The sequence below is a fragment of the Curvibacter sp. APW13 genome (assembly GCF_032337135.1).
In the GTDB taxonomy this organism is placed as follows: domain Bacteria; phylum Pseudomonadota; class Gammaproteobacteria; order Burkholderiales; family Burkholderiaceae_C; genus Allorhodoferax.
In genome coordinates this window covers 62,235-85,005 of record NZ_JAVXZZ010000003.1, presented here as the reverse complement: position 1 = coordinate 85,005, position 22,771 = coordinate 62,235, and the positions used below count along the sequence as shown (strand labels likewise).

At 61.5% G+C, this 22,771-nt stretch carries 23 protein-coding genes; 17 read left to right on the top strand and 6 right to left on the bottom strand.

Annotated elements, in window-relative coordinates; all coding sequences use genetic code 11:
* Positions 1 to 40 precede the first annotated feature (40 nt).
* Entirely contained in the window at positions 41 to 751 is a 711-nt protein-coding gene (locus tag RQP54_RS13565; RefSeq protein WP_315678913.1) for a Crp/Fnr family transcriptional regulator, read from the top strand.
* Positions 752 to 819: 68 nt separating this feature from the next.
* Here RQP54_RS13565 and RQP54_RS13560 read toward each other — a convergent pair whose 3' ends face one another.
* From RQP54_RS13560 to RQP54_RS13545, 4 genes are all read right to left on the bottom strand, one after another.
* Positions 820 to 1,455, bottom strand: a complete 636-nt coding sequence (locus RQP54_RS13560) for a hypothetical protein (RefSeq protein WP_315678912.1) — start codon at positions 1,453 to 1,455, stop codon at positions 820 to 822.
* Between the two features lie 32 nt (positions 1,456 to 1,487).
* Positions 1,488 to 2,312: an ethylbenzene dehydrogenase-related protein gene (locus tag RQP54_RS13555; RefSeq protein ID WP_315678911.1), complete on the bottom strand. Its 825-nt coding sequence runs from the start codon at positions 2,310 to 2,312 to the stop codon at positions 1,488 to 1,490.
* A gap of 55 nt (positions 2,313 to 2,367) precedes the next feature.
* On the bottom strand, positions 2,368 to 2,961 hold the full coding sequence (locus tag RQP54_RS13550; protein ID WP_315678910.1) for a NapC/NirT family cytochrome c: 594 nt from the start codon (positions 2,959 to 2,961) through the stop codon (positions 2,368 to 2,370).
* Positions 2,962 to 3,054: 93 nt separating this feature from the next.
* Positions 3,055 to 4,734 carry a cytochrome D1 domain-containing protein gene (locus RQP54_RS13545; RefSeq protein ID WP_315678909.1) on the bottom strand — a complete coding sequence of 560 codons (1,680 nt, stop codon included), beginning with the start codon at positions 4,732 to 4,734 and terminating at the stop codon, positions 3,055 to 3,057.
* Positions 4,735 to 4,989: 255 nt separating this feature from the next.
* On the opposite strand from RQP54_RS13545, the gene ccmA reads away from it, so the two are divergent.
* Genes ccmA through ccmI form a run of 9 tightly spaced genes read left to right on the top strand, consistent with a single transcriptional unit; the run spans position 4,990 to position 11,472 of the window.
* The gene (ccmA, locus tag RQP54_RS13540; RefSeq protein ID WP_315678908.1) at positions 4,990 to 5,610 is read left to right on the top strand and encodes a cytochrome c biogenesis heme-transporting ATPase CcmA; all 621 of its coding nucleotides are present in this window, start codon (positions 4,990 to 4,992) and stop codon (positions 5,608 to 5,610) included.
* A 5-nt stretch (positions 5,611 to 5,615) separates the two neighbouring features.
* Positions 5,616 to 6,299 carry a heme exporter protein CcmB gene (gene ccmB, locus RQP54_RS13535; RefSeq protein ID WP_315679340.1) on the top strand — a complete coding sequence of 228 codons (684 nt, stop codon included), beginning with the start codon at positions 5,616 to 5,618 and terminating at the stop codon, positions 6,297 to 6,299.
* Positions 6,296 to 7,036, top strand: coding sequence for a heme ABC transporter permease CcmC (gene ccmC, locus RQP54_RS13530; RefSeq protein ID WP_315678907.1), 741 nt, complete (start codon positions 6,296 to 6,298; stop codon positions 7,034 to 7,036). Before ccmB ends, ccmC begins: the two co-directional genes overlap by 4 nt.
* Complete coding sequence (ccmD, locus tag RQP54_RS13525; protein WP_315678906.1) at positions 7,023 to 7,202, top strand: heme exporter protein CcmD; 180 nt, start codon at positions 7,023 to 7,025, stop codon at positions 7,200 to 7,202. The genes ccmC and ccmD overlap by 14 nt, the downstream gene beginning before the upstream one ends.
* The gene (ccmE, locus tag RQP54_RS13520; protein ID WP_315678905.1) at positions 7,199 to 7,636 is read left to right on the top strand and encodes a cytochrome c maturation protein CcmE; all 438 of its coding nucleotides are present in this window, start codon (positions 7,199 to 7,201) and stop codon (positions 7,634 to 7,636) included. Before ccmD ends, ccmE begins: the two co-directional genes overlap by 4 nt.
* 36 nt (positions 7,637 to 7,672) lie before the next feature.
* Positions 7,673 to 9,619, top strand: coding sequence for a heme lyase CcmF/NrfE family subunit (locus RQP54_RS13515; RefSeq protein ID WP_315678904.1), 1,947 nt, complete (start codon positions 7,673 to 7,675; stop codon positions 9,617 to 9,619).
* A gap of 13 nt (positions 9,620 to 9,632) precedes the next feature.
* The gene (locus RQP54_RS13510; protein WP_315678903.1) at positions 9,633 to 10,157 is read left to right on the top strand and encodes a DsbE family thiol:disulfide interchange protein; all 525 of its coding nucleotides are present in this window, start codon (positions 9,633 to 9,635) and stop codon (positions 10,155 to 10,157) included.
* Positions 10,154 to 10,630: a cytochrome c-type biogenesis protein gene (locus RQP54_RS13505; RefSeq protein ID WP_315678902.1), complete on the top strand. Its 477-nt coding sequence runs from the start codon at positions 10,154 to 10,156 to the stop codon at positions 10,628 to 10,630. Before RQP54_RS13510 ends, RQP54_RS13505 begins: the two co-directional genes overlap by 4 nt.
* Positions 10,627 to 11,472, top strand: a complete 846-nt coding sequence (gene ccmI, locus RQP54_RS13500; RefSeq protein ID WP_315678901.1) for a c-type cytochrome biogenesis protein CcmI — start codon at positions 10,627 to 10,629, stop codon at positions 11,470 to 11,472. The genes RQP54_RS13505 and ccmI overlap by 4 nt, the downstream gene beginning before the upstream one ends.
* A 52-nt stretch (positions 11,473 to 11,524) precedes the next feature.
* Here ccmI and RQP54_RS13495 read toward each other — a convergent pair whose 3' ends face one another.
* Positions 11,525 to 12,556: a GGDEF domain-containing protein gene (locus RQP54_RS13495; protein ID WP_315678900.1), complete on the bottom strand. Its 1,032-nt coding sequence runs from the start codon at positions 12,554 to 12,556 to the stop codon at positions 11,525 to 11,527.
* A gap of 228 nt (positions 12,557 to 12,784) precedes the next feature.
* Here RQP54_RS13495 and RQP54_RS13490 point away from each other — a divergent pair, with 228 nt between their 5' ends.
* The 3 genes from RQP54_RS13490 to RQP54_RS13480 are packed head-to-tail and all read left to right on the top strand — an operon-like array spanning position 12,785 to position 17,353.
* Entirely contained in the window at positions 12,785 to 14,044 is a 1,260-nt protein-coding gene (locus RQP54_RS13490; RefSeq protein WP_315678899.1) for an NnrS family protein, read from the top strand.
* Between the two features lie 12 nt (positions 14,045 to 14,056).
* A complete protein-coding gene (locus RQP54_RS13485; RefSeq protein ID WP_315678898.1) occupies positions 14,057 to 14,437 on the top strand; it encodes a SirB2 family protein in 381 nt (126 codons plus the stop codon).
* Between the two features lie 36 nt (positions 14,438 to 14,473).
* Entirely contained in the window at positions 14,474 to 17,353 is a 2,880-nt protein-coding gene (locus RQP54_RS13480; protein WP_315678897.1) for an adenosylcobalamin-dependent ribonucleoside-diphosphate reductase, read from the top strand.
* Between the two features lie 83 nt (positions 17,354 to 17,436).
* Here the strand turns inward: RQP54_RS13480 and RQP54_RS13475 are convergent, their stop codons facing one another.
* On the bottom strand, positions 17,437 to 19,062 hold the full coding sequence (locus RQP54_RS13475; RefSeq protein ID WP_315678896.1) for a diguanylate cyclase: 1,626 nt from the start codon (positions 19,060 to 19,062) through the stop codon (positions 17,437 to 17,439).
* Between the two features lie 99 nt (positions 19,063 to 19,161).
* Between RQP54_RS13475 and RQP54_RS13470 the strand changes: the two genes are divergently transcribed.
* From RQP54_RS13470 to RQP54_RS13455, 4 genes are all read left to right on the top strand, one after another.
* On the top strand, positions 19,162 to 19,731 hold the full coding sequence (locus RQP54_RS13470) for a hemerythrin domain-containing protein (protein ID WP_315678895.1): 570 nt from the start codon (positions 19,162 to 19,164) through the stop codon (positions 19,729 to 19,731).
* The gene (locus tag RQP54_RS13465) at positions 19,728 to 20,231 is read left to right on the top strand and encodes a hemerythrin domain-containing protein (protein WP_315678894.1); all 504 of its coding nucleotides are present in this window, start codon (positions 19,728 to 19,730) and stop codon (positions 20,229 to 20,231) included. Before RQP54_RS13470 ends, RQP54_RS13465 begins: the two co-directional genes overlap by 4 nt.
* A 216-nt stretch (positions 20,232 to 20,447) precedes the next feature.
* The gene (locus RQP54_RS13460) at positions 20,448 to 21,482 is read left to right on the top strand and encodes an amino acid ABC transporter substrate-binding protein (RefSeq protein ID WP_315678893.1); all 1,035 of its coding nucleotides are present in this window, start codon (positions 20,448 to 20,450) and stop codon (positions 21,480 to 21,482) included.
* Between the two features lie 108 nt (positions 21,483 to 21,590).
* Positions 21,591 to 22,766: an ABC transporter permease subunit gene (locus RQP54_RS13455; protein WP_315678892.1), complete on the top strand. Its 1,176-nt coding sequence runs from the start codon at positions 21,591 to 21,593 to the stop codon at positions 22,764 to 22,766.
* Positions 22,767 to 22,771: the final 5 nt, after the last annotated feature.

Here is a 22,771-nt window from a genome sequence, read left to right as displayed (position 1 = left end):
TACAATCTTTCCACTGCAGCACCCTGAACCTGCCCACCGCATGCACAACAAGGCTGACACCCCCCATTTCGACATGCCCCGGTACCTGTCGGTACTGCCACTGTTCAGCGACCTCGATGCAACCGAGCGCCAGCGTCTGGCCATGGGCTGCGTACAGAAGCGTTTGACCAAAGGCGATCTGGTGTTTCGCCAGGGAGAGATCTGCGACGCCTTCTACATGGTGGTGACCGGTCAGGTGAAGCTTTTCATCACGTCGCCCGCTGGGCAGGAAAAGGTGATCGAACTCATTGGTCCGGGCAACAGCTTCGGCGAGGCCCTCATGTTCCTGGAGCGCCCCTTCATCGTCAGCGCCCAGGCCTTGGCGGACTCGCTGCTGATTCGCGTCAGCCGGCAGGCCGTGATGCAGGAAATTGAACGAGACCCCCGCTTTTGCACACGGCTACTGGCCGGCATGGCGCGCCGCCTGCACGGTCTCGTCACCGATGTCGAAGGCTACTCGCTGCACAGCGGCATGCAGCGCCTGATTGGCTTCCTGCTGCGCGACATCCCGGAGGACATGGAGAACACCAAGGGTGTGTTCACCGTCGCCCTGCCAGTCAGCAAGGCAACGCTTGCGTCGCGCCTATCGCTGACCCCCGAGTATTTCTCTCGCGTGCTCCACGAACTGGAAGCCGAAGGCCTGATCGAAATCGACAAGCGCAACGTGCGCATTCTGGACATTCCGCGCCTGGCGCGCTACGGCTCGCACTAAGTCAACTGATCGATAGAAATTCGGCTTAGCCCGCATATTCATTGCGTAGCGCGCTACCTATTTCATAGCTACTGACGCCTGCACTCGACCCACGGCGAGTTAGTCGCGGGAGACTCCTGAATAGGTTTGCGGACATCCAGATGCACCAGTGTCGGAGGGGGGTGTTGCCCGTGTTCGGCGCGCAGCTCCAGCACCACCGAATGGCCGTCCTGTCCCAAGGCCGCACGTACCACGGTCGACGGCAGACTGGTTCGCAGGGGATGCAGGTAACCAGGAGCGAACTGGCCTTCGCGGTACTGGAAGTCGTGCACCATTCCCAGCCCGATTTCCGGTGCACTGGGGTTGTAGCTGACCTCCCAGAGTTCGGGCATGTCGGCAAACAAGACCAGGAAACTGTTGCGCGCGGGAGCGACCAGGATTGCACACGCTGCAGAACTCAAGCGACCGGTACGGTCCCTGATGATTTGGCGCCGCAATTCGCGTCCACCGCCATCCTGAAACACCAGCTCCGCAGGCGTGACTGTGGCGAGCACCGTGACGGCCGGGAACTCACCACGCGACTGGGCCGTCGCACTGAACGCGCCCTGCTCAGCGGCACATGCACTGGGCGGGCACGCCACCACAGCAGCACAAAAGAAAGCGGCCGCCTGCATGAGCAGGGGCCGCAGGACACCGGGGGGCAGACGGCGCTTCGATGGAGGCATCGTGCGCTGTCCCCGCTCCCGTTGAGCGTCGCTTACTTGGCCGCCTTCACGTCGCCGTCCGCGCCAATGCCGATGGTGTAACCGAGCGACACGTGGTGGAAGCGGCCGGAGGCGTTGTCGGCGTGGATAGCGACGCCAAACGGAACGACCTTGCCTTCGCCTGGGTTCTTGCGGGTGAAGGTCACGGTGTAGGTCTCACCGGACTTCGCACCTTCTGCCTTGGCTCCCAGGCTACCACCGTCCATCTTGCGTTCGGTGGTCACGGTGCCGTCGGCCACCTTGGCACCCTTGCCACTGGCCCATTGCATCAGCTGGTAGGAACCTTCCTTGGTGTACTTGGTCTTCTTGTCGTCGGCACCCGGCATGGTGCGGGCGTCGTTGTGACAGCTGGCCCAGCAACCGACCTGCGAAGCCAAGGGCACCTTGTCGTCGGGGAACAGCATGGTGGCCTTGACTTCATTGACCTTGTCTCCCTTGTTGGCGCCGCCGGTGGGGGCCTTGAAGGTCAGGCGAATGTAGAGGTTGCTGGCGTCATAGGCTGCCTGCACCGTCACCGGGTAGTTCATGGTCTTGGGCGCACCTGCGGGCTCCAATTCCTTGTCTGCCAGACGCTTGAAGTTGAAGTTCAGGCCACCTTTTTCCTCATGGCACCCGACACAGGTTTCGCCCTTCTTGAGGCCAGCGGTACCGCTGTGGTCAGACTTCTTGCCCACCCACTCCATCGCTGCGGTGCCGGGATGAAACACCGTGATGTCGCGTTTGGGAGCCTTGCTCCAGTCGGGAGCCGCCCAAGCCGAGCCAGCGGCAGCGCCCATCAGGAGCCCAAGCGTCACCATGGAAAGTGCAGTTTTTTTCATTTCACAAGGTCCTTTCTTCGTTTGCTAACAGGTGTGTCTGCTGACGCGCACCCACTCATAAATCGTCTTCTGACTCTTCCTTCATGCCTTTGGGCTTGTTGTGCGCAATACCCTTGTGGCAATCGATGCAGGTCTGCTTTTCATCCTGCGCGATCTTGTGCATCTTGGCAGCACGGGTCTTTTGCTTTTCGACATCCATGCCATCAAAGCTGTGACAGTTGCGGCACTCACGCGAGTCGACCGACTTCATGCGGGCCCATTCGTGCTCTGCCAGACGCAGGCGGTTGGCTTCGAACTTTTCCTTGGTGTCGATGCTGCCGACAATCTTGCCCCAGACCTCGCCGCTGGCCTGGATCTTGCGGATCATCTTGTGGGTCCAGTCCTTGGGCACGTGGCAGTCCGAACACACGGCGCGCACCCCGGTACGGTTGCTGTAGTGGATGGTCTTCTTGTATTCCTGGTACACGTTGTCGCGCATCTCGTGGCACGAAACACAGAACTCCAGCGTGTTGGTCGCTTCCATGCCGGTGTTGAATCCACCCCAGAACAGGATGCCCGAAACGAACCCTATCGACAGCAAGGCCAGCAGCGAATACTTTGCGCTGGGCTTGCGCAGCACTGCCCACCACCCTGCAATTTTTGAAGCCATTTCCAACTCTCCAGTTCTCAACAATGAAACCCTATGGCCACAAATAGTAAGGGGGCATAAGCCCCCTTCTCCTTGCATCAGATCAAGTTTTGATCAATAGATGTCGTGCTGTGTGTTGTACACATTGAACTTGCCGGTCGGGGTGATCATCTTGGGATCGGTGATCACTTTCTTGACCTTCAGAGTCGCATCGTCGTACACCACGATGGCCGACTGGTCGGTCTTGCCACCCCACAGGGAAATCCACACTTCCTTGCCGTCAGCCGAGTACTCGGGATGCACCGCACGCTTGGTGGCCTTGGTGGCGGGCAGACCGGAATCCTTGGCCACGTTCAGGATGGCCTTGGGCTTGGACAGGTCGGCCATGTCCCACACCGCCACGGATTCGGCGAGATCCTTGTCGGAGTTCTGGGGCGAGTCGGCCCAGAAATGCTTGGACACCGGATGGGTCTTCACGAACAGGTTACCCGGCACGTGTTTCATTTCCTGAACCACTTTCCAGTTGTACTGCTTGTACTGTGCGTACTTCGGATCGTCGGAAGGTGTCGAGATCAAGGTCACCACGTCGGCGCCCAGGTGACCGGTGGCCCAGACAGGACCGTACTTGGGGTGCACGAAGTTGGCGCCGCGACCCGGATGGGGGATCTTGGCCACATCGACCAGGGCCGCCAGTTTGCCGGTCTTCAGGTCCACCGCAGCGATCTTGTTGGATGCATTGGCAGCCACCAGGAAGTAGCGCTTGGAGGCGTCAAAGCCACCGTCATGCAGGAACTTGGCGGAACCAATGGTCGTGGTCTTCAGGTTCTCGATGTCGGAGTAGTCCACCAGCAGGATCTGCCCGGTCTCCTTGATGTTGACCACCCATTCCGGCTTGATCTCGGACGACACGATGGACGCCACACGCGGCTCGGGATGGTATTCACCGTCCACGGTCATGCCGCGGGTGCTGACCACCTTGCGGGGCTTGAGGGTGTCACCGTCCATGATGACGTATTGGGGCGGCCAGTAGGAACCGGCAATCGCGTACTTGTCGTCGTAACCGGCGAACTTGGAGGTGTCGACCGAGCGGGCATCGAAGCCAATCTTGACTTCAGCCACCACCGAGGGACGTTCCATCCACAGGTCGATCAGGCTCAGGCGACCATCGCGGCCAATCACGTACACGTAGCGGCCCGACTTGGACAGACGGGAGATGTGCACGGCGTAGCCGGTCTTCACGATGGAGCGGATTTCCTTGGTGTCGCCATCGATCAGCGCCACTTCACCGGTGTCACGCAGGGTGACCGAGAACATGTTCTTCAGGTTGAAGTTGTTCATCTGCTTGGTAGGACGCTTGTCCACCGGCACGATGACCTTCCAGGAGTCCAAGGTGTCCTTGAGGCTGTACTCCGGCGGCACGTCGGGGGTGTTCTGGATGTACTTGGCCATCAGCGAGATCTCATCCTTGGTCAGGATGTCGTCGAAGTTCACCATGCCACCGTCGGTGCCGTAGCCAATGATCTTTTCCAGACGGGACTGACCCAGGGCCAAGGTACCACCTTCAGTCTTCTTGCCATCCTTGTCGACCTTGGCCCAATGGGGTTCCAGGTTCTTGCCGGTAGCACCTTTGCGCAGCACGCCGTGGCAGCCGGCGCAGCGCTCAAAGTAGATCTTCTTGGCCGCTTCCTTTTCCGAAGCCGACAACGTGGGGGCCGCATTTTGTGCGAATGCCGAGGCAGCAAGGCCGGTCAGCAGCACGGCAGCGGCTACGCTGGAAAGACGTGGAACATTCATTTGTATTACTCCGTAGTACCTCACAACCATTCAGACGTCGATCAACGCCACGCCCGGCGAGGTTGTGAACGTCATCACTCCGGGCCCTAGGATTCTTCGGTGTCGCAAGGGGTCACGTCCTTAACCTAGGTTAACTGAATCACGCTTTGGCAGCAGAGCACCCGACAGCCCCAGGACATGACTTGCATCAAGTTTCCAGATGCATCCCCCCTTTAGAATGGTGGCTTCGTTCGTTTCTGCCTGCCCCACCCCTCCATGACCCTTCGATTCAGCAAGCTCGGTTGCAGCAAGGGTGGCAGACGGCTGTTCCGCGACATCGACTGCGAGGTTCCTGCGGGCCGTTGGCTCTACGTCAAGGGGCCCAACGGCGTGGGCAAGACCAGCCTGCTGCGCATGGTGTGCGGACTATCCAGTCTGGACCAGGGTGACATCGCGTGGCATGGAGCGTCCATTCGCGGCCTACCCGAAACCTACCGCCGAGACATTCGCTTTCTGGGGCACCTGAATGCATTGCAAGACGCCATGACCGTGGCCGAGAACCTGCGCTTCGGTTGTGCCCTTCATGGGGTGGCGCTGGAGCAGGAGGCTTGCCGCGCCGTATTGGCACGGTTCGGATTGCGTGGTCGCGAACAGCAGATTGCCCGCCACCTTTCGCAGGGACAGCGTCGTCGGGTCGCCCTCGCGCGCCTGACCCTCAGCCCCGGACGGCTTTGGATTCTGGACGAACCCTATGTGGCCATGGACGATGCGGGCATCGGTTTGCTGGCAGACATGATCGCCAACCATCTCGACGGTGGCGGAACAGCAGTCATCACCAGCCACCAGCAGGTCGCCATACCAGGCCACCCGCCGCTGCTGCTGGAGTTGGGGGCGTGAGCACCATGGGCGTCCGCTTGTCCATACTGGGTGTCCTGGGCGCCGTCTTGCGCCGAGAACTGTCCCTGGCCGTGCGCCAGAAGGGCGAGGTTCTCACGCCCATCGTGTTTTTCGTGGTCGTCGCCAGCCTGTTTCCCTTGGGCGTGGGGCCGGAATCCAACCTGTTGCTACAGATGGCACCGGGCGTAGTGTGGGTCAGCGCGCTGTTGGCAACCATGCTGTCCTTGCCCCGCATGTTTGCCACCGATTACCTGGATGGTTCGCTGGAGCAACTGATGCTGTCCCCCACCCCGCTGGCCTTGCTGGCCGCAGCCAAGGCGCTGTCCCATTTCCTGATGTCGGGACTGCCGCTGGTGCTGGTGGCTCCGGTGCTGGGCCTACAGTTCGGCATGGATACTGCCAGCCTGGGCACCTTGGTGCTGACGCTGCTGCTGGGAACGCCCACGCTGAGCCTCATCGGCAGCATTGGGGCCGCACTGACATTGGGCGTGCGCGGCTCGGGGGTTTTGCTGTCCTTGCTGATCCTGCCGCTGTACATTCCGGTGTTGATTTTTGGCGCTGGCGCCGTAGGCGCGCAATCGTCCGGCAGTGTCAACGCCCATTATTCGCTGCTGGCGGCCCTCCTGGTGCTGGCCGGTTTTTTCTCGCCCCTGGCCACTGCGGCCGCTCTGAAAATCTCGCTTGAATGAACCTCCGCGATATCCACTGGTTCAAATACGCCTCACCGCAGCCCTTTTACGTCCTCGCTGGTCGGATGTGGCCATGGTTCGCCATCCTGGCAACCGTGCTGACGGCCATCGGTTTATGGATCGGCCTGTTCGTTGCCCCCACCGATGCGCAGCAAGGAGAGGGGTACCGCATCATTTTTGTCCATGTACCGGCCTCACAAATGTCCATGTTCATCTACGTGGTCATGGCTTTCTGGTCAGCGATCGGCCTGGCGTTCAACACCCGCCTGTCGGGCATGATGACGGCAGCCCTGGCCCCGACCGGGGCCCTGTTTGCATTCCTCTCCCTGCTGACTGGCGCCTTGTGGGGCAAGCCGATGTGGGGTGCATGGTGGGTCTGGGACGCGCGCCTGACCTCGGAATTGATTCTGCTGTTCCTCTACCTGGGTTTTCTGGCCCTGCAGGCCAGCATCGATGACCCGCGCCGAGCCGACAAGGCTGGTGCCGTGCTGGCCCTGGTCGGCGTGATCAACGTGCCGATCATCTATTTTTCCGTCACCTGGTGGAATACCTTGCACCAAGGTGCTTCAGTCTCCATGACGCGCGCGCCCAGCATGGCAACCACCATGTTGTGGGGCATGCTGATCATGGTGGTGGCGTGCTGGATGTACACCATCGCCATCGCCTTGTACCGCGTGCGCAGCATCATTTTGGAGCGTGAACGTCACGCCGAATGGGTAAAACATGCAGTGGAATAGCATTCAGGAATTCCTGCACATGGGCGGATACGCCCTGTACGTGTGGGGCAGTTTTGGCGCCACCGCCGCCGTGGTCGCCATGGAAGTTCTCCAGGCACGCGCCCATCGCAAGAGTGTGATCAAAAGCCTAGCCATGGAACTGGAACACGAGGACAACACGCCATGAAACCCCGCCACAAACGCGCCGCCATCATTGCCGGTGGTTTGGCTGCCCTCAGCTTGGCAGCCTACTTTGTGCTCAATGCCTTCGAGAGCAATCTGGTCTTCTTCTATACACCCACCCAGGTTTCCAATGGGGAAGCTCCGCAAGGACGCACGTTCCGTATTGGAGGCATGGTGAAAGAGGGTTCGGTGGTGCGCGACAACCTGACGGTTCGCTTTGTCGTGACCGACACGGCCAAGGAAATGGAAGTGCGCTACACCGGCATCCTGCCCGACCTGTTCCGCGAAGGCAAAGGCGTGGTGGCACAGGGAAAAATCGGTGAGGACAAGGTGTTTACCGCCACCGAGGTGTTGGCCAAACACGATGAGAACTACATGCCACCGGAAGCCCAGCATGCCGTAGACCAGGCCCAGAAGGCCGCCAAATCGCTGAAATGACGACCCGCGGCGCCCCGGCGCCGCGCGAGGACCACCATGATTCCTGAACTCGGGCACTACGCCCTCATCCTTTCTGTTTTCGTCGCTGCCCCGCTCGGCCTGCTGGGTATTTGGGGACCCGCCAGCGGGCGCTACGCCTGGATGGCTTTTGCCCGACCGGCAGCCCAAGCGCTTTGGGCGCTCACGGTCGTGGCATTTGCGTGCCTGACCTACGCGTTCTACTTCAACGACTTTTCAGTCAGCTATGTAGCACAGCATTCCAACTCACAGTTGCCCGGCATCTACCGTATTGCGGGCGTTTGGGGCGGGCATGAAGGCTCGCTGCTGCTGTGGCACCTCATGCTCACGAGCTGGATGCTCGCTGTGTCGTTGTTTTCGCGCCAGTTGCCCGACGAAATGGTGGCGCGCGTTCTGGGCGTGCTGGGTCTTGTCGCCGTGGGATTCCTCGCCTTCATGCTGATCACCTCCAGCCCCTTCGTGCGGCTGGACCAGGTGCCTGCAGATGGTCGCGACCTGAATCCGCTGCTGCAGGACCCGGGTTTGGTATTCCACCCCCCGCTGCTGTACATGGGCTACGTGGGCATGGCCATCCCGTTTGCTTTTTCCATTGCGGCGCTGCTCAATGGCCGGCTCGACGCCGCTTGGGCGCGCTGGTCGCGCCCCTGGGGAACGGTGGCCTGGATTTTCCTGACCATGGGCATCGCGCTGGGCTCGTGGTGGGCCTACTACGAACTGGGCTGGGGTGGCTGGTGGTTTTGGGACCCTGTGGAAAACGCATCCTTCCTTCCGTGGCTGGTCAGCACCGCCCTGATCCACTCGCTGGCAGTCACAGAGAAACGTGGCCTGTTCCGGAACTGGACCATCGTGCTGGCGATCAGCGCGTTTTCGCTGAGCCTGCTCGGCACCTTCCTGGTCCGCTCCGGGGTGTTGACTTCAGTACACGCGTTTGCATCGGACCCCAAGCGTGGCATCTTCATTCTGGTGTTCCTTGCCGTCGTGGTCGGCAGCTCGCTCACGCTGTTTGCGGCACGTGCCAGCAAGGTAGCCTCCGTCGGTAGCTTCCAGCCGCTGTCGCGCGAAACATTGCTGCTGCTGAACAACCTGCTGCTGGGCACGGCCGCAGCTGCCGTGCTGCTGGGCACGCTGTACCCGCTGATCGTCGATGCGCTGAATCTCGGCAAGCTGTCGGTCGGCCCCCCCTATTTCAATGCCGTGATTGTGCCGCTCATGGCGCCGGTCATGCTGCTGATGGTGGTGGGTACCTATGCACGCTGGAAGGGAGACAGCCTGGAGGCCATTGCCCGCAAGCTGGGCCCCATCGCAGCGCTGTCGGTCGTACTGGGGTGCATCGCGCCCCTGGTGGCAGGCCATTGGTCTGCGCTGGTGGCAATGGGCCTCACGTTGGCGTTCTGGATCATCCTGTCGTCACTCTGGGATGTGGTACGCCAGATCCGCAGCACGTCCCAATGGCGCTCGACACCTTGGTCGTTCTGGGGCATGCACATCGCCCATATCGGCATTGCCGTCACCGCCATCGGCATCACCATGGTGAAAGGTTATGAGACCGAACGCGACGTGCGCATGGCTCTGGGCGACACCGTGGCAGTGGGAGGCTACACCTTCAAGCTGACCGGTATTCGCAAGGAGCAGGGCCCGAATTACGTCGCGGACCGGGGCGAAGTGCAATTGCTGCAGGGTGACCGTCTGCTGCGCACGCTGCACCCCGAGAAGCGCGCCTATGCATCATCGAGCATGCCCATGACCGAGGCCGCCATTGACACTGGCTGGACCCGCGACGTTTACGTCTCACTGGGCGAGCAGCTGGAACAAGCACCCAATGAAGCCTGGGCTGTGCGGGTGTACCACAAGCCCTACGTGACTTGGATCTGGGGTGGTTGCTTGCTCATGGCCTTCGGAGGACTGCTCGCCGCCGCCGACAAGCGCTACCGCCGCAAGAAATCGCTTGCGGCACGCGCACTTTGAAGGAGGTCGCTCCATGAAGAAAACACTGATTCCCCTTGCAATCTTCATTGTCCTGGTCATCTTCCTGGCCATCGGACTGACGCGCGACCCTCGTGAAGTGCCCTCGCCGCTGATCAACAAGCCCGCACCTGTGTTCAGCCTGAAGCAGCTGCATGAACCCCAAAAGATTTTTGATTCGAAGTCCATGCTGGGTCAGGTCTGGCTGCTCAACACCTGGGCGTCCTGGTGCGTCGCATGCCGCGAAGAGCATCCCATCCTCATGGAGTACGCCAAGGCCAAGACGGTCGCATTGGTCGGACTGGACTACAAGGACAAACCGGAAGAGGGCCTCAAGTGGCTTGCACGCCACGGCAACCCGTACGACCTGTCCATCAGCGACCTCGACGGCCGCGTGGGCATCGACTTTGGCGTGTACGGTGTGCCCGAAACCTTCCTGATCGACAAGCAAGGCATCATCCGCTACAAGCAGATCGGTCCCGTGACCCCCGATGCGCTGCGTGACAAGATCATTCCGCTGATCCTGGAGTTGCAGAAATGATCCGCAGCCTTGGACTATGGCTGATCGGCGCCCTGCTGGCCTGCGGTGCTGTGCAAGCCAACACGGCCATAGACCTGGCCGAAGACCCGGTGGTGGAGCAGCGCCTGATTGGCATTTCTGAAGAGTTGCGCTGCCTGGTGTGCCAGAACGAATCGCTGGCGGGCTCCCGTGCCGACCTGGCCAATGACCTGCGCCGCGAAATTCGCACCCTGATCAAGGATGGACGCACTGACGCCGAGATCATGGATTTCATGGTCAGCCGATATGGCGACTTCGTGCGCTACCGCCCCCCCGTCAAACCGTTGACTTGGGCACTGTGGTTCGGCCCTGCTACCCTGCTGCTGCTGGCCGGATGGGGCCTGTGGCGCATGGTGCGCAACCACCGCCGCAACGTCATTGTCAGCCCCCCCCTGACTCCCGAGCAGCAGGCCCGCGCACAAGCCCTGCTGAACGACAACAAAGACCCGTCATGACCACTTTTTACCTTCTGGCCCTGCTGCTTACCGCGCTGGTCACCGCCTGGGTCTTGCGCCCCCTGTTGCGCACCGCCCCACGTACCGCGGTTTCTAGCGTGCAGCTCAATGCCTCGATCTACCGCGACCAGCTCGAAGTGCTGGAACGTGACTTTACCGAAGGCCGCATCGACGCCGCCGAACTGGAGACTGCACGCAACGAGCTGCAATTGCGCCTGCTGGAAGACACCGCAGATACCGCCGCGCCGGCCGCGGCGCCCAGCTTGGCCTCCAAGCGCACGGCTTGGGTCGTAGCACTGCTCTTGCCGCTGGGTGGCGCCGCTGGTTACGCCTGGCTCGGACACCCTGCTTCGGTCGACCCGCAAGCCGCACAGGTGGCGGGGCGTGCCCAGATCGAGAAAATGGTAGCCAACCTGGCGGAGAAGCAACGTGCCAACCCCGGCAACCTGCAGGGCTGGGCCATGCTGGGCCGATCGTACAAGGTGCTGGGCCGCCTGGACGAAGCGGTACAGGCCTACGCCAAGGCGGGCAGCTTCGTCGAAGGCAATGCTGACCTGCTGGTGGAGTACGCCGATGTGCTGGCACTGAGCCGAGAGAGCAATCTGCAGGGACAACCCACCGAGTTGCTGCGCAAGGCTCTGGCGCTGGACCCCAAACACCCCATGGCTTTGTTGATGATGGGCGTATCCGCTTACCAACGCGAAAACTATCGCGAGGCCATCGCCCTGTGGGAGCGACTGCTGGCCGAACTGGAGCCGGGCTCTGAAGACGCTCAGCAGGTGGAAAGCAATATCAGCCAGGCACGCGAGCGCTTGGGGAAACCAGCGAAGAAACAGCCCTGATCAGTCCAAGTAACCTGGGCAGCGATTGGCAACAGGCCAATCATGCCTGCAGTCAGAAGAGATCGACATCCATGTCGTCGGTCTTTTCCTGCACCGCGCCGGATTGGACCAGATCCTCATAATTGACGACCTGATTTCGGCCATGGGATTTGGCATGGTAGACCGCCTTGTCTGCCCGCCCGAATGCCGCACCAGGTGTGTCGTGCGGGTGCAAGCCAGAAAACCCGATACTGACGGTAATGGTACCGACCTGTGGAAACACGTAGTGCTCGACGTTGTGCCGCAGACGTTCCAACGCATGTGCAGCATCCTGGAGCTCGCGGCAGCGCATGAGGATGACAAACTCTTCGCCACCAAACCGATACAACTGGTCATGAAAGCGGAAACTGTTGCGCATGATGCGGGCCACCAGCAACAGGACCTCGTCTCCAATCAGGTGCCCAAAGCTATCGTTGACCCGCTTGAAATGGTCGATATCCAGCACTGCCAACCAGTAGTCGCCTGCGCCCTCGCTACTGCGTCGCTCGGCGTCACTGCTGTCAGTCGTCCCTTGGTCAGCCGTGGCCTTGAAGAACGCGCCGTCAAAGGTCTTTCGATTCAGGAGCTCAGTGAGCGCATCTTTCTCACCATAGTCCAGCAAGCCCAGCACATTTTGGTAGGTCACGATGAGTGCGGCCACCAGCCTTTCCAGTTCCGGAGGCAGGGGACCGTGCGCCTTTAGCTCCAGCAACCCCCAGGGTCCCTGCTCCCCAACCACGAGAAACACCTGGGCCTGATCCTCAACGGAATACGCGCAAACACCCTGACCGGCGAATACCTGCGCATGCAGCGCCCTCGTCGACAACTTCGGAAGCAGCGACCAGTCCTGCCAGATAGGGTCACAATCGACCGCATCAGATCCCGAGCGCATGTGGGCACGCACCAGGCATCGGCGATCCTCCCCCTCTCCAACGATACGCAGGAGGCTGACCTCCTGGACCTGGTCCTGCGTCGTCTGAAGGACCAGACGAACGAAGGCGGCATCCAGTGCGTCTCGATCACGCACACCACTTAACGCAGCGATGCCTTGCACAAATACGTCCATTGGGGCAGTGTACCCTTGGAAGGCACGAATTGGCACGTTCCAGCCGGGACATTGGGGCAAACCCGATATCTGTGAATTTGTTGCCTTTCATCAAATGTCGCCAGCGGCAAAACACCTAAGCTTGTCCGGATTGGCACCCTGGCCTAGCTTCATTCATTCATGCCGCTCAAACCGATTTCCTCCGATGAACCGCGCCCCCCCCATTGGCAACGGCCAGCAGCGGCACCAGTGGCCCCCACCCCCGCTAACCGCGCCCGCTGGTCGCCGAAGCGATTCCTTGAGGCCCCCCATCGTCTGGGGTTCAGCGCTGCGGCCTTGGTGCTGGGTCTTTCCGGACTCTGGTGGGCTCTGGTGCTCTGCATGCGGTTCACCGGCAGCCAGCCGCCCCTGACATTGCCCGAGCCCTTGGCCCATGCGCTGCTGATGACCTGGGGGTTCATGCCACTGTTCATTGTCGGTTTCCTATTTACCGCCGGCCCCCGCTGGTTGCAGGCAGCGGAGGTGTCTGCCGCGCAACTGGCACCGTCCGTCTCGTTATACGTTGGCGGTGTGTTGCTCATCATGCTCGGTTTTCATGCTGCACGCTGGCTCTCGGTGCTTGGTGGGCTGGCACTGACCCTTGCGTGGGCGTCGCTATGTTGGCGCTACAGCCGCTTGTGGCGGGCTGGCCGATCCGATGACAAGACCCATGCAAGCGTGATCCTCTGCGCCAGTTGGAGCGGCCTGGCTGGCCTGGTATTGACACTGGTTGGACTAGCGTTTGCCGATGACAACGTGCTGCGCAGTGGCATATACATCGGCCTGTGGTGCTTCATTGCGACAGTCTTTGCGGCGGTTTCACATCGCATGATCCCGTTCTTCACCGCCAGTGCATTGCCCGCACTCGATGCCTGGCGGCCGCTATGGCTGCTATGGTGTCTGGTCGGCGCCCTGTGGTGGCTGGCACTGGGCCAGGTGCTGGATCTTTGGTTCTGGCCCCTACCAGCGGTGTGGCGGACTCTGCAGGCAGCGCTGGAAGCCTTCTCCGCAAGCATCTTCCTGTGGTTGGCCGTACGCTGGGGGTTGGTTCAAAGCCTCAAGATCCGCCTCCTCGCCATGCTGCATGGCGGGTTTCTGTGGCTCGGTATCGGGCTCGCGCTCCAAGCCATGCACCACATCTGGATGGCAGTGACTGGCGAGTCATCACCGCTGGGCTTGGCGCCATTGCACGCACTGACCATGGGATACCTCGGGGCCACCCTGTTTGCGATGGCGACCCGTGTGGCTGCGGGGCACAGTGGTCGAAGCCTGGTTGCCGACAATTACGCATGGGCGCTCTATGTACTGGTGCAGTTGGCCATCATCATCCGACTATGGGCAGCACTCCCTTGGAGTCCCAACAGCATGCTGCTGATCGCCATTGCCCTCTGGGTTGCAGCAACCTGCGGCTGGGCATTGCGCTATGTGCGCTGGTTTGGCCTGCCACGCCAAGACGGTCGTCCTGGCTAGAAGGAGCCTGCCATGGAGTACGCCCAAGTCCGCGCCTTGCATATCATGTGTGCTGGTATCAGTGTGGCACTGTTTACCCTGCGCTGGGGTCTGTCGCTGCACGGCATTCGCTGGCGTCAGTGGCGCTGGCTACGTGTTGCGCCACATGTCAATGATGCCGTCCTCCTGGGCGCTGCCATCGCACTGGCCACCTGGAGTGAGCAATACCCCTGGCAGCAGGCCTGGCTAGGCTCCAAGGTGATGCTCTTGATGCTGTACATATTTCTGGGCAAACTGGCCTTGCGCGACGCTCAAGGCCACCGCGCCCGCTGGATCTGGGGAGGCAGCGCCTTGACTACTGTCTTTTCCATCATCACCATCGCCAGAACACGCTGGCCCACTGGACTCCTCTAACCCGTTCTTCACCGTCCCGCCCTTCAACTCTACATCATGACCACCACTGAACACACCCCCGTTGCACTGGAATTGCCCGCCCAAGCCATCAGCGAAGAAGTGCTGCTGGAAAAATATGCCAAGGCCGACGAAAAGTCGGTACTGGACGTCAACCGGCGCGTCGCCAGTGCGCTGGCCGCCATGGAAGCACCCGAGCAGCGCGAACACTGGGATGCACGCTTCCTTGAAGCGCTGCAGGGCGGGTTCCTGCCGGCTGGCCGCATCCAATCTGCCGCGGGCACCGACCTGGCGGCCACCTTGATCAACTGCTTTGTGCAGCCCGTCGGGGATTCGATTGCCAGCGAAGACGACGCCCATCCCGGCATCTACACCGCCCTTACGCAGGCCGCGGAAACCATGCGCCGCGGCGGCGGCGTGGGCTACGACTTCTCGCGCATCCGGCCGCGCGGATCGTGGGTTGGCAGCACCCAGAGCAGTGCATCCGGTCCTGTGAGCTACATGCGCGTATTCGATCGCTCCTGCGAAACGGTGGAGTCGGCCGGCGCCCGCCGAGGCGCCCAGATGGGCGTGCTGCGCTGCGACCACCCCGATATCGAGGAGTTCATCCACGCCAAGGACAGTGGCGACCTGCGCAATTTCAACATTTCCGTCGGGGTGACTGATGCCTTCATGCAAGCGGTGCAGGACAACGGTATGGTGGAACTGGTGCACAAGGCCCGTCCCAGCCAAGCCCAGCTGGACGCAGGTGCTTATCCGCGCGAGGACCACGGGGACTGGGTCTACCGCAAGGTACCGGCGTCTGAGCTGTGGGATCAGATCATGCGCTCCACCTACGACCATGCCGAACCCGGCGTTCTGTTCCTGGACCACATGAACAAGGACAACAACCTGTCCTACTGCGAAACCATCGCCGCCACCAACCCCTGCGCCGAACAGCCCCTCCCCCCTTATGGCTGCTGCTGCCTGGGCTCGGTGGATCTGACCCGTTTTGTACGCGACCCGTTCGGCCCGGGCGTGCACTTCGACGAGGAAGGTTTTGCTGCCCTGTGTCGGGTAGCAGTGCGCATGCTCGACAACGTGCTCGATGCCACTGTGTGGCCCTTGCCGCAGCAGCAGGAAGAAGCGCGCAGCAAGCGCCGCATCGGCCTGGGCTTCACTGGCCTGGGCGACACCCTGGTCATGCTGGGCCTTCCCTACAACACGCAGCAGGCCCGTGACTTCGCCTCCCACATCTCGCGCCTGATGCGCGACACTGCCTATGCGGCGTCCAGCGACCTGGCCGCCGAGCGTGGTGCCTTCCCGCTCTTCAATGCCGACTTGTACCTCTCGGGCTCCAACTTCGCTTCGCGCCTGCCCAATGGGCTCAAGGAGCGCATCCGGGCCCAAGGCCTGCGCAACTCGCACTTGCTGTCCATTGCACCCACAGGCACCATCAGCCTGGCCTTTGCCGACAATGCCTCCAACGGCATCGAGCCGCCCTTCAGTTGGACCTACAACCGCAAGAAGCGCATGCCCGACGGCAGCTTCAAGGAGTACGCGGTGGAGGACCACGCTTGGCGCTTGTTCCGCCACTTGCATGGCCCTGATGCCCCACTGACACCGGCCTTCATCACCGCACTGGAGATGAGCGCACAGGACCACGCCAGCATGGTTGCAGCGGTCGCGCCCTACATTGACACTGCGATCAGCAAGACCGTCAACGTGCCAGCCGACTACCCTTACTCCGACTTCCAGGGCCTGTACATGCAGGCCTGGAAGTCCGGCCTGAAAGGACTGGCGACCTACCGCCCCAATTCCGTGCTGGGTTCGGTGCTGAGCGTGGCACCGCAGACGACCGCGGCGCCACTGCAGATCTCCGATGCCAACCAACGCTTGGCGCTGGACAAGCTGCCTGCACCGGTGCTTTCGTCGCTACAGTGGCCCAGCCGTCCCGAACTGCCCGCCGGAAACTCGGCTTGGACTTTCATGGTGCACCACCGCTTCGGCGACTTCGCCCTGTTCGTGGGTGAACTGGCCGCCGAGGGCGCTAGCCCCAAACCCTTCGAGGTCTGGGTCAATGGCACGGACGAACCGCGCGGCCTGGGTGCACTGGCCAAAACCCTGTCGATGGACATGCGCACCAACGATCCAGCCTGGCTGCGCCTCAAGCTGGATGCCATGTCCACCGTGGCCGAGGAACACGCCTTTGAGATGCCATTCCCTCCCCATGGGCACCAGCGCCTGTTTCCGGGGGTAGTGGCCGCCACGGCGGCGGTGATCCGCTGGCGCTGCGAGCAGCTCAATGCCTTCGAAGGTGCCCAAGACCCGCAGAAAACCCCGGTGCTGAACGCGATGTTCAGCCGCAGCGAGCCGCAGACCGGCCCCTCGGGGACCTTGGCCTGGTCGGTGGACATTGACAACCCGGCTACCGATGAAGCCTTCACGGTGACCCTGAAAGAGGTGACCCTTCCCAATGCGGACGGCACCCTGGTGACCCGCCCCTGCGCCATCGGCTTCTCGGGCAACTACCCCAAGGCCTACGATGGCTTGGCCCGCGTGCTGTCACTGGACATGCGTGTCATCGACCCGGCCTGGATCGGCATGAAGCTGCGCAAGCTGCTGAACTACGCCGAGCCACTGGGACACTTCATGGCCTTCGTACCCGGCCTGCCGCATGGCGAACGCCGCCAGCAGACCTGGCCCTCTACCGTTGCCTACATGGCGCGTCTCATCATCCACCGCTACGCCATGCTCGGCGTGCTCAATGAGGAAGGCTACCCACTGCGCGACATGGGGGTACTGGATACTCCCCAAGACGCCCAGACCACCCACACCATGGCGGGCAAGAACTGCCCTGAGTGCGGCAATCCCACCGTGATTCACAAGGATGGATGCGACTTCTGCACCGCCTGCGGCTATGTGGGACAGTGCGGCTAACGGTAGCCCACGTGGGTCGCTTTCATTTTGATAGCGACTCACCCAATTGAATCAAGGGGCAGGGGCAAATTCGGTAGGTACTATCACGCGGGGACCACGATAGTGGGGCTGACTGCCACGCGATTGCGTCCGGCCGTCTTTGCTTGGTACAGGCGCTCATCGGCACAAGCCAGCACCGCGTCTGCGCTGTCACCGGTCTGCCATTGGGCCACGCCAGCAGAGAAGCTGCACTGGAAGCGCTTTTCCCCTGCCTCATGCACGATGCAGGCAAAGTCTTCACGGATGGCATTGAGCAACTGGGCCACCTGCACTTCCGTGCTGTCGGGCAACATGAGTACAAATTCCTCACCGCCATAGCGGCCCACCACGTCCGTGGTGCGCAGGCGCTGCTTGACCAACCAGGCCATGCTGCGAATGACCTGGTCGCCCGCGGGGTGACCATAGCTGTCATTGACGCGCTTGAAATGGTCGATATCAACCATGGCCACGCAAAAGCCAGCACCACCGCGAACGGCCGAAGCAGCCAAGCCATCGAGCCGCTGCTTGCAGGTAGTGTGGTTCAGGAGCCCCGTCAGGCTGTCACACACCATGTGCTTGCGCAAGGCCCGGTAACGTTCAATCTTGCTCTTGATCACCGCATTGAGAATCACCGGATTGAACGGCTTGGTCAGGAAGTGGTCACCGCCCAGGCGCAACGCGTCGACTTGCAAGGCGATATCACTGTCTCCAGAAAGGTAGACCACCGGCGTGGACAAGAACTCGGGGTGCTGTCGCAGTACCCGGGTTACCTCCACACCATTGCAGCCGGGCATGTGCATGTCCATCAGTACCAAGTCGGGAGTCACGCGCTGCAGTGCGTCCAGCACCTGACGTGGATCGTGGATCACTGTAGCCTGCATGCTGGCCTCGGACAGGGTGCGCTGGATCATCGCCGCCGCGGTGCGCGAGTCTTCCACCACCAATACCCGGTAGGGATCTTCATCGCGCACTTCGCTCACCCGCATGATGCGGTCGATCAGCACCGAATGGGCCGTTCCGGCCACAAAGCAATAGTCACAGCCGGCCGCGAGGACCGATTTCTGGCTGTCGAAATCGGGGGGGACCTCGCAGGCGATAAGGCAGCTGGCAGCGAGGTGGCCGCGCAACATGCGCACGGTCTGCGCCACCTCCGACGGGCTGCGCCCACGGTGATCGACCAGGACCGTGGTGGCCTCGTGTTGGCCCACCAGCTGCTGCGCGAGCGCCTGCACCATGGTCGGAATGTTGAAATAGCGCAACTGGCGAATCAGCTCGGACCAGTGCTCGGCTTGGTCTGTCACCAAACCAATGCCGCGCTGGGCCTGCAACTGCTGCAGCACATCCTGGCCCGCGGCCGCACTGCGGCGCTCGCCGAACTCCAGTGTGTTTCCCTCGATGAATGCAGCCACCCGCGCTTCAAACTGCGACAGGCGCCGCCCCAGAGCCGACACCACCTCCGGGCCTGGCGGACTGGTGCTCCAAGCCTCGAAATAGGTCAGGACGTTTTGTTCCAGTGCATGTGCCTCCTGGTGCAATCCGGCCAGGCTGCGTGAAGAGAGAAACTCGGTGAACGCCGAGACGGCCACCGCAAATTCGACAAACCGCTCAAACGCAGGCGCCGCCGCAAATGCTTTCCACGGGTCCAGCAGCGCCCGGCAACGCAAGGTCAACTCGTCAGCATTCACAGCCATGGATGGGATACCCGTTTGAGGAAAGTACACGAACTGCCTTAAGGTCAGACAGCGCACAAGGCGCTAGTATGACGCAGTCCCCCTTCACTTCCATCCGCCGTGTCACACTCCTTCCCCGGTTTCAATTCCCCCGCAGTCGGCTTCGAAGATCCCCAGGCAATGCTCAGCGCCTGCCATGATCGCGTGCAGCGCAGCCTTGACCTCCTTGGGCGCTTGGTAGAGCACGTTGATCTCCACGGGCACGACGCATCCAGTCGCAGCGCCGCCGCGGACGTCCTGCGCTATTTCACGCTGGCCGCCCCGCTTCACCATCAGGACGAAGAACTTCACCTGTTTCCCTTGTTGCTGGCGCATGGCTCTGCGGCGCTGGTGGCACAGGTGGAGCGACTGCAACACGACCATGCCCAGATGGAGTCCTTGTGGCGAGGCATCGAACCGGCGTTGCGTGCGTGGTCCAGCGGTGTCACGACGCCATTGACATCGCCCCAGCGAGACGCCATTCAGGTCTTTCGGGCTCTCTACCCACCGCACATCGCACTGGAAGAGTCCAGCGTCTTCCCGCAGGCCTTCGCACTACTGGGGCCGCAGGCCAGTTCCGACGCTGGTCGCGAAATGCAGTCGCGCCGAGGCGTCGGGCACAATGCGGGGCTGGACAAGGACAGGGTATGACGCAAGCGACGATGAACGACTCCATGCAGTGGAGCGATGACTACCTATTGAACAATTCCACGATGGACGACACCCACCGTGAATTCGTGGACCTGCTCAACGCAGTACTGGCCGCGCCGGAACACGAACTGCTTCGACACTGGGAGGCTCTGGTAGACCACACCCAGGAGCACTTCGACCGCGAAGACCGCTGGATGCTGCGTACCGGCTTCACGGCTGACAACTGCCACGCCAGCCAGCACGCCATCATCCTGAAGATCATGCGCGAGGGCACCCAGCGTGGCCGCTCTGGCGAGTTACATGTCCCGCGCCAGATGGCGCGTGAGTTGACAGTTTGGTTTCCGCAACACGCCCAGGCCATGGACGCTGCACTGGCCATGCATTTGCACGAACTGGGTTTCGACCCGGCCACGGGTTCGATTGCGCGCCCGCAAGCGTTGCCGATGCAGGCCATCGAAGGCTGCGGTGGTGCAACATGCACCGACTCGGAGCACAAATGACCCGATTCGGGCGCACCGCCAGCAGTATCTGACGACGCAGCGTTGATGTGCGACATCGGGCCGAGTGCCCCTGATGGGCGTACAGTTTTACACCCGCGTAAACCCTGTGAAATGTGGCACGCTGCTTGCAGTACATTCGTTCGTATCACGCACCGTTGCGTGTTGGTCGGCGCATACTGTGCCGAACTTTCCTTTATCTCATTGGAGCTGAAAACTATGAAACTGAACGCTGTCAAAGCCATTGCAGTTGCAGTCGCCGCCTTCGGCACACTGGCCGCTGCGCCTGCCCATGCCGGCAAGACACTCGATGCCATCAAGGCGCGCGGTCAAGTGATCTGCGGGGTGCACACCGGTCTGGCAGGCTTCAGCGCTGCTGACTCCAATGGCAAGTGGACTGGCATTGACGTCGACGTCTGCCGCGCGGTGGCTGCCGCGACGCTGGGCGACGCAGAAAAGGTGAAGTATGTCCCGCTGGTGGCCCAGGCCCGTTTCACGGCCCTGCAATCCGGTGAAGTGGATGTGCTTTCGCGCAATACCACCTTCACCCTGACCCGCGACGCTTCGCTGGGCCTGAGCCAGACCGCCGTGGTGTACTACGACGGCCAGGGTTTCATGGTCCCGGTCAAGAGCAAGATCAAGAGCGCCAAGCAGCTCAAGGGCCAGACCGTGTGCGTGCAGTCGGGCACCACAACGGAAAAGAACCTGACCGACTTCTCCAAAGCCAACAACCTGGGCATCAAACCCGTGGTGTTCGAAAAGCTTGACGCCGTGGAAGGTGCTTACTTCTCCGGTCGCTGCGTGGCCTACACCACCGACGCCTCGGGTCTGGCATCGGTCCGCAACAAGTCGGCCAAGAATCCCGCAGACCACCTGATCCTGCCTGAACTGATCTCGAAGGAACCGCTCGGACCATTGGTACGCCGTGGCGACGATGAATGGGCGGCCATCGTGAAATGGACCGTATACGGTCTGCTCGAAGCCGAGGAGGCTGGCATTACCCAGGCCAATGTGGACGACCTCAAGGTGAACACCAAGGATCCCGCGATTGGCCGCATGCTCGGAACCACCGAAGACACTGGCAAGCTGCTCGGTCTGGACAAGGAATGGTTGGCCCGCGCCGTCAAGGCCACCGGCAATTACGGCGAGATCTTTGAACGCAACGTCGGCCCCAAATCGGCACTGCAGCTGCCTCGCGGCCTGAACAACCTGTGGACCAAAGGCGGCATCCAGTACGCCCCACCAATCCGCTGATGCGCTCTGCGGCCTTCGGAATTGCGGAGGCCGCGACAAGGCAGTTGCAGTACCCACCACTGCACTGCCTTTTTTGTTTGATGCTTAGCTTTCGTTCCAAGGGTTCCCATGGCTGAACCATCCCTCCCTCCCAAGAAGAAGTGGTCCTGGCGTAGTCAGGCCTTCCGTGCGCTGGTGTACCAGGTTGTGGCAGTAGCAGTCATCGTGCTGACCGTGCTCTATCTGGCCAACAACACGGCCACCAACATGCGCGCCCGCGGCATCCAGAGCGGCTTCGACTTCCTCAACAGTGCTGCGGGCTTCGATATCGGCGAAAGCCTGTTTGCGTTTGACTCCGGCGAATCCTACTGGCGTGCCTATCTGGTCGGCATGGTCAACACCCTGCGCGTTGCCATCGTCGGTATCATCCTGACGACGCTGCTGGGCACCCTGATTGGTGTCGGACGCTTCTCCCGCAATGCACTGGTCCGGGGACTCTGTGTCGCCTACGTCGAGTTCTTCCGCAACATACCGGTGCTGCTCCAGTTGCTGATGTGGTACCTGTTCTTCACCGAGGTTCTTCCGGCCGCCAACGAGCCCATATCCTTCGGCCCTTTCTTCCTCAGCAAGATGGGGCTCAACTTCCCCATGCCGGTTCCCGGCAATGAGCACTTCATCACATTGGCCGGTGCAGCCGTTGGGATTGCAGGTGCCTATGGATACCGCGTCTGGGCGTTACGGTCTTTCGAAGCCACCGGTGTGGCACGCAGCATGTTCTGGGGCCCCGCAGGTATTGCGCTAGGCGGTACGCTGGCTGGCTGGGTGCTGGCAGGATCCCCAACGGCTTGGAACCTGCCCGTCATGGGTGAATTCGCCATCGAACATGGTGGTGCGCTCACTCCTGAATTTTTGTCGCTGCTCTTGGGTTTGGTGATCTACACGGCTGCCTTTGTGGCGGAGGTCGTGCGCGCAGGGATCCAGTCAGTGTCCCTCGGACAATCCGAGGCAGCCAGTGCACTGGGCCTGAGCCGAGGCCAAACGATGCGCCTGGTGATGTTGCCGCAGGCCCTGCGCGTCATCATTCCCCCGATGACCAACCAGTACCTGAACCTGACCAAGAATTCGTCCTTGGCGGTGGCCATTGGCTACCCGGATGTGGTCTCGATCGCGAACACCGCCATCAACCAGACCGGCCGCGCCGTGGAATGTATCGCCATCATCATGCTGGTGTACCTGACTACCTCGCTTTCCACGTCCTTCCTGATGAACTGGTACAACGCCCGCGCTGCCATCAAGGAACGTTGAGACAC

Bases quoted from the DNA above. Each gene is read 5' to 3' on its own strand.
- RQP54_RS13565 (WP_315678913.1), top strand. From the start codon at position 41: ATGCACAACAAGGCTGACACCCCCCATTTCGACATGCCCCGGTACCTG.
- RQP54_RS13560 (WP_315678912.1), bottom strand. From the start codon at position 1,455: ATGCCTCCATCGAAGCGCCGTCTGCCCCCCGGTGTCCTGCGGCCCCTG.
- RQP54_RS13555 (WP_315678911.1), bottom strand. From the start codon at position 2,312: ATGAAAAAAACTGCACTTTCCATGGTGACGCTTGGGCTCCTGATGGGC.
- RQP54_RS13550 (WP_315678910.1), bottom strand. From the start codon at position 2,961: ATGGCTTCAAAAATTGCAGGGTGGTGGGCAGTGCTGCGCAAGCCCAGC.
- RQP54_RS13545 (WP_315678909.1), bottom strand. From the start codon at position 4,734: ATGAATGTTCCACGTCTTTCCAGCGTAGCCGCTGCCGTGCTGCTGACC.
- ccmA (WP_315678908.1), top strand. From the start codon at position 4,990: ATGACCCTTCGATTCAGCAAGCTCGGTTGCAGCAAGGGTGGCAGACGG.
- ccmB (WP_315679340.1), top strand. From the start codon at position 5,616: ATGGGCGTCCGCTTGTCCATACTGGGTGTCCTGGGCGCCGTCTTGCGC.
- ccmC (WP_315678907.1), top strand. From the start codon at position 6,296: ATGAACCTCCGCGATATCCACTGGTTCAAATACGCCTCACCGCAGCCC.
- ccmD (WP_315678906.1), top strand. From the start codon at position 7,023: ATGCAGTGGAATAGCATTCAGGAATTCCTGCACATGGGCGGATACGCC.
- ccmE (WP_315678905.1), top strand. From the start codon at position 7,199: ATGAAACCCCGCCACAAACGCGCCGCCATCATTGCCGGTGGTTTGGCT.
- RQP54_RS13515 (WP_315678904.1), top strand. From the start codon at position 7,673: ATGATTCCTGAACTCGGGCACTACGCCCTCATCCTTTCTGTTTTCGTC.
- RQP54_RS13510 (WP_315678903.1), top strand. From the start codon at position 9,633: ATGAAGAAAACACTGATTCCCCTTGCAATCTTCATTGTCCTGGTCATC.
- RQP54_RS13505 (WP_315678902.1), top strand. From the start codon at position 10,154: ATGATCCGCAGCCTTGGACTATGGCTGATCGGCGCCCTGCTGGCCTGC.
- ccmI (WP_315678901.1), top strand. From the start codon at position 10,627: ATGACCACTTTTTACCTTCTGGCCCTGCTGCTTACCGCGCTGGTCACC.
- RQP54_RS13495 (WP_315678900.1), bottom strand. From the start codon at position 12,556: ATGGACGTATTTGTGCAAGGCATCGCTGCGTTAAGTGGTGTGCGTGAT.
- RQP54_RS13485 (WP_315678898.1), top strand. From the start codon at position 14,057: ATGGAGTACGCCCAAGTCCGCGCCTTGCATATCATGTGTGCTGGTATC.
- RQP54_RS13480 (WP_315678897.1), top strand. From the start codon at position 14,474: ATGACCACCACTGAACACACCCCCGTTGCACTGGAATTGCCCGCCCAA.
- RQP54_RS13475 (WP_315678896.1), bottom strand. From the start codon at position 19,062: ATGGCTGTGAATGCTGACGAGTTGACCTTGCGTTGCCGGGCGCTGCTG.
- RQP54_RS13465 (WP_315678894.1), top strand. From the start codon at position 19,728: ATGACGCAAGCGACGATGAACGACTCCATGCAGTGGAGCGATGACTAC.
- RQP54_RS13460 (WP_315678893.1), top strand. From the start codon at position 20,448: ATGAAACTGAACGCTGTCAAAGCCATTGCAGTTGCAGTCGCCGCCTTC.
- RQP54_RS13455 (WP_315678892.1), top strand. From the start codon at position 21,591: ATGGCTGAACCATCCCTCCCTCCCAAGAAGAAGTGGTCCTGGCGTAGT.